At 63.6% G+C, this 9,155-nt stretch carries 8 protein-coding genes and 1 pseudogene; 8 read left to right on the top strand and 1 reads right to left on the bottom strand.

Translation table 11 applies throughout. The features are described 5' to 3' along the window. From ACMV18_RS01245 to ACMV18_RS01210, 8 genes and pseudogenes are all read left to right on the top strand, one after another. Positions 1-249, top strand: a pseudogene (locus ACMV18_RS01245) (hybrid sensor histidine kinase/response regulator); the annotation flags it as partial. A 2-nt stretch (positions 250-251) separates the two neighbouring features. Then, the gene (locus tag ACMV18_RS01240; protein WP_420816377.1) at positions 252-959 is read left to right on the top strand and encodes a response regulator transcription factor; all 708 of its coding nucleotides are present in this window, start codon (positions 252-254) and stop codon (positions 957-959) included. 35 nt (positions 960-994) lie between these two features. After that, positions 995-1,906 carry a DUF4394 domain-containing protein gene (locus ACMV18_RS01235; protein WP_420816375.1) on the top strand — a complete coding sequence of 304 codons (912 nt, stop codon included), beginning with the start codon at positions 995-997 and terminating at the stop codon, positions 1,904-1,906. A 43-nt stretch (positions 1,907-1,949) separates the two neighbouring features. Further along, a complete protein-coding gene (locus ACMV18_RS01230) occupies positions 1,950-2,513 on the top strand; it encodes a methylamine utilization protein (RefSeq protein WP_420816374.1) in 564 nt (187 codons plus the stop codon). Next, positions 2,510-4,855: a putative bifunctional diguanylate cyclase/phosphodiesterase gene (locus tag ACMV18_RS01225; protein ID WP_420816373.1), complete on the top strand. Its 2,346-nt coding sequence runs from the start codon at positions 2,510-2,512 to the stop codon at positions 4,853-4,855. Before ACMV18_RS01230 ends, ACMV18_RS01225 begins: the two co-directional genes overlap by 4 nt. A 55-nt stretch (positions 4,856-4,910) precedes the next feature. Beyond that, entirely contained in the window at positions 4,911-6,017 is a 1,107-nt protein-coding gene (locus ACMV18_RS01220) for a PA0069 family radical SAM protein (protein ID WP_374256273.1), read from the top strand. A gap of 114 nt (positions 6,018-6,131) precedes the next feature. Then, the gene (locus ACMV18_RS01215; protein ID WP_420816372.1) at positions 6,132-7,616 is read left to right on the top strand and encodes an argininosuccinate synthase; all 1,485 of its coding nucleotides are present in this window, start codon (positions 6,132-6,134) and stop codon (positions 7,614-7,616) included. A 60-nt stretch (positions 7,617-7,676) separates the two neighbouring features. Then, the gene (locus tag ACMV18_RS01210; RefSeq protein WP_374256271.1) at positions 7,677-7,994 is read left to right on the top strand and encodes a pyrimidine/purine nucleoside phosphorylase; all 318 of its coding nucleotides are present in this window, start codon (positions 7,677-7,679) and stop codon (positions 7,992-7,994) included. Positions 7,995-8,078: 84 nt separating this feature from the next. Here the strand turns inward: ACMV18_RS01210 and murB are convergent, their stop codons facing one another. Then, positions 8,079-9,143 carry a UDP-N-acetylmuramate dehydrogenase gene (gene murB, locus ACMV18_RS01205; RefSeq protein WP_420816371.1) on the bottom strand — a complete coding sequence of 355 codons (1,065 nt, stop codon included), beginning with the start codon at positions 9,141-9,143 and terminating at the stop codon, positions 8,079-8,081. Between the last annotated feature and the right edge of the window lie 12 nt (positions 9,144-9,155).

Below are 9,155 nucleotides of genomic sequence, written 5' to 3'. Positions count from 1 at the left end.
GCGCAGGAGGCGCAGGCTATCCTTGCGCAGATGCCCGATATCAATCTGCTCCTGTCCGACATCATGATGCCCGGTGAGATGAACGGCGTAGGCTTGGCTCGCCTGGCGCGTTTGCAGCGTCCGCAGATGCAGGTGTTACTGATGAGCGGTTGCGCCCCCAGTGGGGACGAGCTCATGGACCTGCCCGTCTTGCCCAAGCCCTTCAGCACCCGCGATCTGGCGGCGGCCCTGGAAGGGCTGACCGCGTGAGCATGCCCCCGGCCCTGATTTACGTCATTGAAGACGAGCTCTCGATCGCCCGTCTGGTGCAATCCGTGCTCGTCGAATTCGGCTTCGAGGTGGAGTGTTTCCACACCGGCGCCAGCGCACTGAGCCGTCTGCCGGTCCGTCGTCCCGATCTGTGCATCATCGACTTGGGCCTGCCCGACATGGACGGCATCGACCTGGTGCGTCAGATCAGCCAGCAGTCTCCCTGTGGCCTCCTGATCCTCAGTGGTCGAGGGCACACCGCCGACCGCATCATGGGTCTGGAGTTGGGCGGAGATGACTATGTCACCAAGCCTTTCGAGCCGCGTGAGCTGGTCGCCCGTGTGCGCAGCATCCTGCGCCGTCGCGGCCAGGTGCCGGGCGGTGGCCAAAGCGAGTCGCGCCGCGTGGCACGCTTTCTGAACTGGACGCTGGACTGCTCGGCCAACACCTTGCGCTCCGACGAGGGGGGCGAGCATGTGCTGGGCGTGGCCGAAGTGCAGGTGCTGCGTACCTTCCTGGAGCGTCCGCACCAGATCCTCACCCGTGAACAATTGGTCGGACGGCGTGGCTTATCTCCCCTGGATCGCAGCATTGACGTGAGGATTTCACGCCTGCGCCGCAAGATCGAAGATGACCCGCTCGACCCGCGTATCATCAAGACCGTCTACGGCGCCGGGTACGTTTTCTCGGCGACTGTCATCTGGGGTTAGGTGCCTCGCTGCACCCGCGCGATGAGAGGGTCTCCATGCGATCTGCCAAGAAGGCTGTGAATGTTTCTCGACTTGCCGCTCGCTGCGGGATGGCCTTGGCGCTGGCGGGCGTGCTGTCTGCGTGCACCTCGCTGTCCTTGCCTTGGTCTGAGCCCACAGGGGGCAACCGCCCCGAAACGGTCTGGGCGGTCACGGCCAACCACGAACTCATCCACTTCAATGCGGGCCAGCCTGGCAAGCTGCTCAGTTCCCGTCCACTGCAAGGCCTGAGTGAGGGCGAGGTCATCGTTGGCATCGATTACCGTGTGGCCCGTGGGGTGCTGTATGCCCTCAGCAGTGCCGGGCGCCTGTACACACTCGATACCGTCCAGGCACGTTTGAACTGGGTGCCGGCTCCGCTGCTGTCCTTGTCACCGCAACAGGCCCACGGATTCGATTTCAATCCCACCGTCGACCGCATCCGCGTCATCAGCGAAGATGGGCGCAACATGCGTGTGCACCCCGATACGGGCGCGCTGGTCGATGGCGATCCCGCCCAAGCCGGTGTGCAGCCAGACGGTGCCCTGCGCTACGCCGACGCGACCGTTCGGCCGCGCGTGGCCGGCATGGCCTACACCTATAACACCCGAGATGACAAGTTGACCACCGGCTATGCCATTGACATGAGTCAAGGCACGCTGGTGACGTTGGGCAGCGCCGAGGGCGTCAGCCCTGTCGTGTCTCCCAATGGTGGCATGCTGTTCAAGGTGGGCGGCCTGGGCCTGGGGCCTTTGCGTGAGGTCTCCTTCGACATTTCGGACGTGCGCAACACCGCCTTGGCGGCCGTGGTCACGCAGGGCGAGGCCCGGACCCGTCTCTATCGCATTGATCTGCGCACGGGGCAGGCCTCCTTGCTGGGGACCGTGGGCCAGGGGCAATCCTTGCGAGGGGTGGCGATTGAGCCGTGAGGGTTGGATTGCTTGGGGGCTCGCCGCTTGTTTGAGTCTGGGCGTGGGCACCAGCGGTGCAGCCAGTTTGCAGGTCACAGTGGTGGACGAGCAAGGCCGTCCCGTACCCGATGCGGTGGTGTTCCTGGATTCGGTCCAGGCCAGCAAGGTCGTGCGGCCCATGGCGCAGGTCGACATGGCCCAGCAGAACAAGCGCTTTGTGCCCGATGTGCTCCTCGTCACACGGGGGACGCCGGTGGCCTTTCCCAACCGCGACACCGTGCGCCACCATGTCTACTCGTTCTCGCCCACCAAGCGGTTCGAGCTCAAGCTCTACGTCGGCACGCCTGCCCAGCCGGTGGTGTTCGACCAGCCAGGTGTGGCCGTGCTGGGGTGCAACATCCACGATCAGATGATTGCCTGGGTCGTGGTGGTGGACACGCCATACCGAGCCCAAGCCGACGCCGATGGCCGTGTCGTGCTGGACAACGTCCCGCCTGATGCCTACCAACTGCGCCTGTGGCACCAGCGTCTGCCCGTCGGGGCGGCTGCCCAGGCTCAGGCGCTGAGCATGACAGACAAGTCCCTGGCGCTGCGCGTTGTGCTCCGCAAGCTGGAGGCGCCATGACCGACATGGCTCGCTCGTACTGGCGAGACATGTCGCTGTCCACCCGCATCGTGCTGGTCATGCTCATCTTGCTGCTGGTCGTGCAGGCGGCAGGTGGTGCGGTCGTGCGGGCCGCTGTCGAGCAACTGGTGCGGCAAGGGGTGCGCACCGAACTGGAGGTTGGCGAGCGCGTCTGGCAACGTCTGCTGGACTTGCGCGCACAGCGCTTGCAGGAGGCGTCGGTCGTGCTGGCCGCAGATTTCGGCTTCCGCTCGGCCATCGCCAGTGGCGATCAAGGCACCATTGCCTCGGCACTGGACAACAGCAGTGCCCGCATCGGCGCCACCTTGGCGGTGATGCTGTCGCCTGACTTCACGCAGTCCACTGTCAGTGAGGGTGCGCCACCGGTGCCCCACGAGGTGTTCCAGCACTTGGGCACACAGTTGTCTCGGGTGCCGCAAGGCGGGCGATTGGCCCGCATCGGGCCGCAGCCTTACCAGTTCGTCATGGTGCCCGTGAAGGCACCCGTGTTGATCGGCTGGGTGCTGATGGGTTTCCCGCTCGACCAAGGGCTGGCCGAAGACTTTGTGCGCCTGTCCAATGTCCACATCGCCATCGTGTCCGAGCAGCCTGATCAGACCCTGGTGCCTGTCGTCTCGACCTTGCCACGGGCGCAGCAGGCCGCCCTGGTCGATGTGGTTCGTCAGCGCCTGTCGTCTGTCACGCTGGGCGAAGACATCCTCGCCGTGCGACAAGGTGCCATGGGCGCCACCGATGGCGCGATGCGTGCGATCTTCTTGCGCTCCATCTCCGAGGCACGTGGGCCATACCAACAACTCCAGTTTCACCTGATCTTGATCACCTTGGGTGGCCTCTTGTTGTTCGCCGTGGGCAGCCACCTCGCCAGCCGACGTGTGACCCGTCCTCTCAAGGAGCTCACCGAGGTCACGGGGGTGTTGGAGCAGGGCCGCTTTGACATTGCCGTGCAAGGCACGCACCGACACGACGAAGTGGGGCAGTTGGCCCGCGGTTTTGATCGCATGCGCACCAGCCTGGCCCAGCAGCATGAGCAGATCCTCAAGCTCGCCTACTGGGACCGTCTCACCGGGCTGCCCAACCGCGAGCAGTTCCGGGATCGCCTGGTGGCGGCACTCGATCAGGCAGGGCAAGGCCCCCTGGTGGTCCTCACCCTCAACCTTGATCGATTCAAACACGTCAACGAAGTGCTGGGCTATGGTTTTGGCGACGAGTTGCTCAAGGTGGTGGCCACTCGCCTGCAGCAGCACGTGGGCGCCGCAGCCGATCTGGTGGCGCGTGTGGGGGGCGACGAGTTCGTCATCCTGTTGACCCAGGCGGATGCCCAGGCCGCGCTGGCCGTGGCCGATCGCATCACCAGAGGTTTCGAGCACCCACTGGCGCTTGGGGAGCAGACGGTTGATCTCAGTGCCAGCATCGGTGCGGCCTGCTGGCCTGGCGATGGCGACGACGCCGACACCTTGATGAGCCGCTCCGAAGTCGCGATGCACGCTGCCAAGGCACGGACCACCGGCGTGGTGCTGTACGCCCCAGCGCTCGACTCGTCCAGCGCCCAGACCCTGTCTCTGCTGAGCGACCTGCGCCACGCACTGGCGCACGAGGAGTTGCGTTTGTACTTGCAGCCCAAGCTGCACACCGCTTCCGGGCAGATCAGTGCGGCCGAGGCTCTGGTGCGGTGGCAGCACCCTGAACGCGGACTCGTTCCCCCCATGGCCTTCATTCCGTTTGCCGAGCAAACCGGTTTCGTGCGCCAACTCACCTTGTGGGTGTTCGAGGAGGTGGCCCGTCAGTGGTCCAGTCTGCAAAGCGCCGAAGCCGGCCTGCGTGTGGCCATCAACCTGTCCACCCGAGATTTACTGGACCTGGATTTTCCGCAAAAGCTCAGCGCCATCATGGCGCGCCATGGTGTGCAGGCCGAGGCCTTTTGCCTGGAGATCACCGAGAGCGCGATCATGGACGACCCTCAGCGTGCCGAGAACACCCTCAACCGCTTGGCTGAGTTGGGCTTCAAGCTCTCCATTGACGACTTTGGCACCGGCTATTCGTCGCTGGCCTACCTCAAGCGTCTGCCGGTCAGCGAACTCAAGATCGACAAGTCTTTCGTGATGGGCATGGCAGACGACGACAGCGATGCCAAGATCGTCCGCTCGACCATTGACCTGGCCCACAACCTGGGCCTCAGTGTGGTGGCCGAAGGCGTGGAGACCGAAGCCATCTTGCAGCGTCTGCGCGATTGGCGGTGTGACGAAGCCCAGGGTTATTTGGTGAGCAAGCCCATGCCGGCGGCAGACTTCATCGCCTGGCGACAGCGTTGGCAGCGCCGTTGAGCGAGCCTGGTCAGAGTGGCTGACAAAATCCGTATGCTGTATGAAAATACAGTGCATGAGCGATTGGACGCCACCCCCTGATGCCCGTCTGCGTGCCATCCCCCTCAAGGGCCGTGGCACGGCCACCCGTTGGGCGCATCGCTTTGCGGCGCAGGCGCGCGAGGCGGTCGCCGATGGTTGGGAGCGCGAGGAGGATGAGACGACTGCTCGCCCCACCCAGGTCACGCCCGAGCAGGCCCGCAGCATCCTGTCGGGCAACCAGTCTCCCGACATCCCCTTCACCTGGTCCATCAACCCCTACCGCGGATGCGAGCACGGCTGTATCTACTGCTATGCCCGTCCCACCCACAGCTACCTCAACCTCTCGCCCGGGCTGGACTTCGAAACCCGTCTGGTCGCCAAGGTCAACGCCGCCGCCTTGCTGAGGCAGGAGTTGCAAAAACCCAGTCACGTGTGCAGCCCCATCAACATCGGCTCGGCCACCGATCCCTACCAGCCCATTGAACGTGAGTGGCGCATCACTCGCAGCGTGCTGGAGGTGCTGAACAGCTGCCAGCATCCCTACACCCTGATCACCAAGTCCAGCGGCGTCGAGCGCGACATCGACCTGCTGGCGCAAGCCGGTGCGCGCCAGCAGGCCTACGTGATGATCAGCCTGACCACGCTGGACGCAGCACTGTGCCGCAAGCTGGAGCCCCGTGCGGCGGCACCGTACCGCCGCTTGCAGACCATCCGGCGCCTGGCCGATGCCGGGGTTCCCGTCGGGGTCAACGTGGCCCCCATCATCCCTTTCCTCAACGAGCCCGAAATCGAGTCGCTCATCGAGGCCGCTGCGCAGGCTGGTGCGCAGTCCATCCACTACACCGTGCTGCGCCTGCCCTGGGAGGTCAAACCGCTGTTCGAAGAGTGGCTCGGCCACCATGCGCCCGACAAGGCCGCGCGCATCATGGCCCGCGTGCGTGAACTGCGCGGCGGCAAGGACTACGACGCTGACTTCAGATGGCGCATGAAAGGCGAGGGCGTCTGGTCGCAGTTGATCGCGCAACGCGTGCGCAAGGCCGTCGCGCGTCATGGGCTGGAACGGCGCCTGCCGGTGCTGGACGGCAGTGCGTTCAATCCGACCGCCTTGCGTCCGCCCTCTCCGCAACTGGGCCTGTTCTGAGTTCCCAACCCGGCTCGCCGAGGCCGAGCGGGTGATTGTTTGCCGGGCCATGCGCACCAGCAGAGCCGGGCGCGTCTAAAATCGACGCTTTCGTTTCTCTACCTAGACTCGACCATGTCCAAAACCGCCAAGCCCGTCAAGCCTGCCAAGGCTCCCAAGGCGGCACCTGCTGCCCAGCCGGTTGCTGCTCCTGCTGTTGCCTCCGACAAGGCCCAGAAGATCAAGAAGGTCGTGCTGGCCTACTCGGGTGGTCTGGATACGTCCATCATCCTGAAGTGGCTGCAAGACGAGTACAACTGCGAAGTTGTCACCTTCACCGCTGACATCGGTCAGGGCGAAGAGATCGAACCCGCACGTGCCAAGGCACTGAAGATGGGCATCAAGCCCGAAAACATCTTCATCGAAGACCTGCGTGAAGAGTTCGTGCGCGACTTCGTGTTCCCCATGTTCCGCGCCAACGCGCTGTACGAAGGTGAATACCTGCTGGGCACCTCCATCGCTCGTCCGCTGATCGCCAAGCGCCTGATCGAAATCGCAAAGAAGACCAAGGGCGACGCCATTTCGCACGGCGCCACCGGCAAGGGCAACGACCAGGTTCGTTTCGAGCTGGGCGCTTACGCGCTGATGCCTGGCGTGAAGGTCATCGCCCCATGGCGTGAGTGGGACCTGCTGTCGCGCGAGAAGCTGCTGGCTTACGCTGACAAGCACGGTATCCCTGTGGACTTCAAGAAGCGCAAGGGCGGCGCCCCTTATTCGATGGACGCCAACCTGCTGCACATCAGCTACGAAGGCGGCGTGCTGGAAGATCCGAACTTCGAGCCCGAAGCCAATATGTGGCGCCTGACGGTGTCGCCCGAAAAGGCCCCTAACAAGCCACAGATCATTGAGCTGACCTATGAAAAGGGTGACGTGGTCGCGATCGACGGCGTCAAGATGACCCCTGCACAAGTGCTGACCAAGCTCAACGAGCTGGGTGGCAAGCACGGCATCGGCCGCCTCGACAAGGTCGAGAACCGTTACGTGGGCATGAAGAGCCGTGGCTGCTACGAAACCCCTGGCGGCACCATCCTGCTGTCGGGTCACCGCGCCATCGAATCCATCACGCTGGACCGCGAAGTCCTGGCGCTGAAGGATGACCTGATGCCCCGTTATGCACGTCTGGTCTACAACGGCTACTGGTTCAGCCCCGAGCGTGAACTGCTGCAAGGCCTGATCGACAAGAGCCAGGAAACCGTCAACGGTACGGTCAAGCTCAAGCTGTACAAGGGCACGATCATGTGCGTCGGCCGTGCGTCGGAAACCGACAGCCTGTTCGACCCCACCATCGCCACGTTCGACGACGACGGTGGCGCGTACAACCAGGCTGACGCCGCTGGCTTCATCAAGCTGAACGCCCTGCGTCTGCGCATCGGGGCCAACGTCAAGGCCAAGCGTGCTGCCGCTGCGAAGACAGCCAAGGCTGCCGCCAAGCCCGCTGCGAAGCCTGTGGCCAAACCTGCTGCCAAACCCGCAGCGAAGCCCGCAGCCAAGCCTGCCGCTCAGCCCGTCGCCAAGAAGGCCGTTGCCAAGCCTGCTGCCAAGAAGGCTGCAGCCAAGTAATTGCTGCCATGAAAGGCCGGTGCCAAGGCGCCGGCCTTGTTTCATTCAGGAGATTCATACATGACCACCACCACCCTGGCCGGCACCGTTGCCACCCAAGCCAACGTCTATTTCGATGGCAAGTGCGTGTCCCACACCGTCACCCTGGCTGACGGCGTTCGCAAGTCTGTTGGCGTGATCCTGCCTTCGATGCTGACCTTCAACACCGGCGCCCCCGAAATCATGGAAACCGTTGCAGGCAAGGCCACCATCAAACTGGCCGGCTCCGACGAGTGGAAGACCTACGCCGCCGGCGAAAGCTTCAACGTGCCCGGTAACTCGTCCTTCGAAATCAAGGTCGAGGGCGAGCCCTACCACTACATCTGCCACTTCGGTTGATGGCAGGGCGAGGCGCTTCCAGCAAGCGTCTCCCACAAGCAAAAGGGCGCCTCAGGGCGCCCTTTGTTCGTTGCACGGTCGGTGTCAGACCACCACAGGCTCAGGTTCCAGACGAATGCCGAAGCGGCCGTACACCGATTCTTGAATCGCACGGGCCAGCGTCACCACTTCCGCACCGTTGGCCCCACCACGGTTGACCAGCACGAGGGCCTGTTTCTCGTACACACCTGCGCGACCAATCGACTTGCCCTTCCAGCCGCAGGCATCAATCATCCAGCCCGCAGCCAGCTTGAATGTGCCGTCTTCCAATGGGTAGTGCACGATCTCCGGGTCTCGGCCGATGATGTCGCGACATTGTTCGGCCGTGACCACGGGGTTTTTGAAGAAACTGCCCGAGTTGCCAATGACTGCCGGGTCCGGCAACTTGGCTCGGCGCACCTCGCAGATCCACTGAAAGATTTGCCGTGCATCTGGGGCCGAGATGCCAGTTTCTGCCATCTTGCGTTCCAACTCCAGATAGCCCGTGACGGGTTGCCAGGGACGTGGCAAGCGCAGTCGGACACGCGTGATCACGCTCTTGTTGGCCAGCTCTTGTTTGAAGACGCTGTCGCGGTAGGCGAACCGACACTGCGCAGCGTTGAGCGTGACGCTGCGCCCCGTGATCAGGTCCACGGCGTCCAGGGATTCAAACCGGTCTTTCAGTTCCACCCCGTAGGCGCCAATGTTTTGCACCGGCGCGGCACCCACCGTGCCAGGAATCAAGGCCATGTTTTCCAGGCCAGGCATGCCTTGATCCAGGCACCATTGCACCGTGTCGTGCCATGATTCGCCTGCCCCCACTTCCACAATCCAGGCATCGTCCCGCGTTTCGACGACTTGCCGCCCCTTGATTTCCACCTTCAACACGCATCGGTTGATGTCCTGGGTCAGCACCAGGTTGCTGCCGCCGCCCAGGATGAACTTGGCTGCGCGTCCCAGTTCCGGGTCATTGACGACCCGTTTCGCATCGGCTTCGGAATGGATGCGCACCAGGCAAGCGGCCGTGGACGGCAGTCCAAATGTGTTGAATTCCCGCAGGCTGGCGCCACGCTGCAGGTCGAGCGCGGAAGAAGAAAGCGATGAAGAAGCGGCTGCGGGTGTGGTGTGCATGGCAGAATTTTC

It is taken from the genome of Aquabacterium sp. (assembly GCF_048860245.1).
GTDB lineage: Bacteria > Pseudomonadota > Gammaproteobacteria > Burkholderiales > Burkholderiaceae_C > Aquabacterium.
This window is presented reverse-complemented; position numbering and strand designations above follow the sequence as displayed.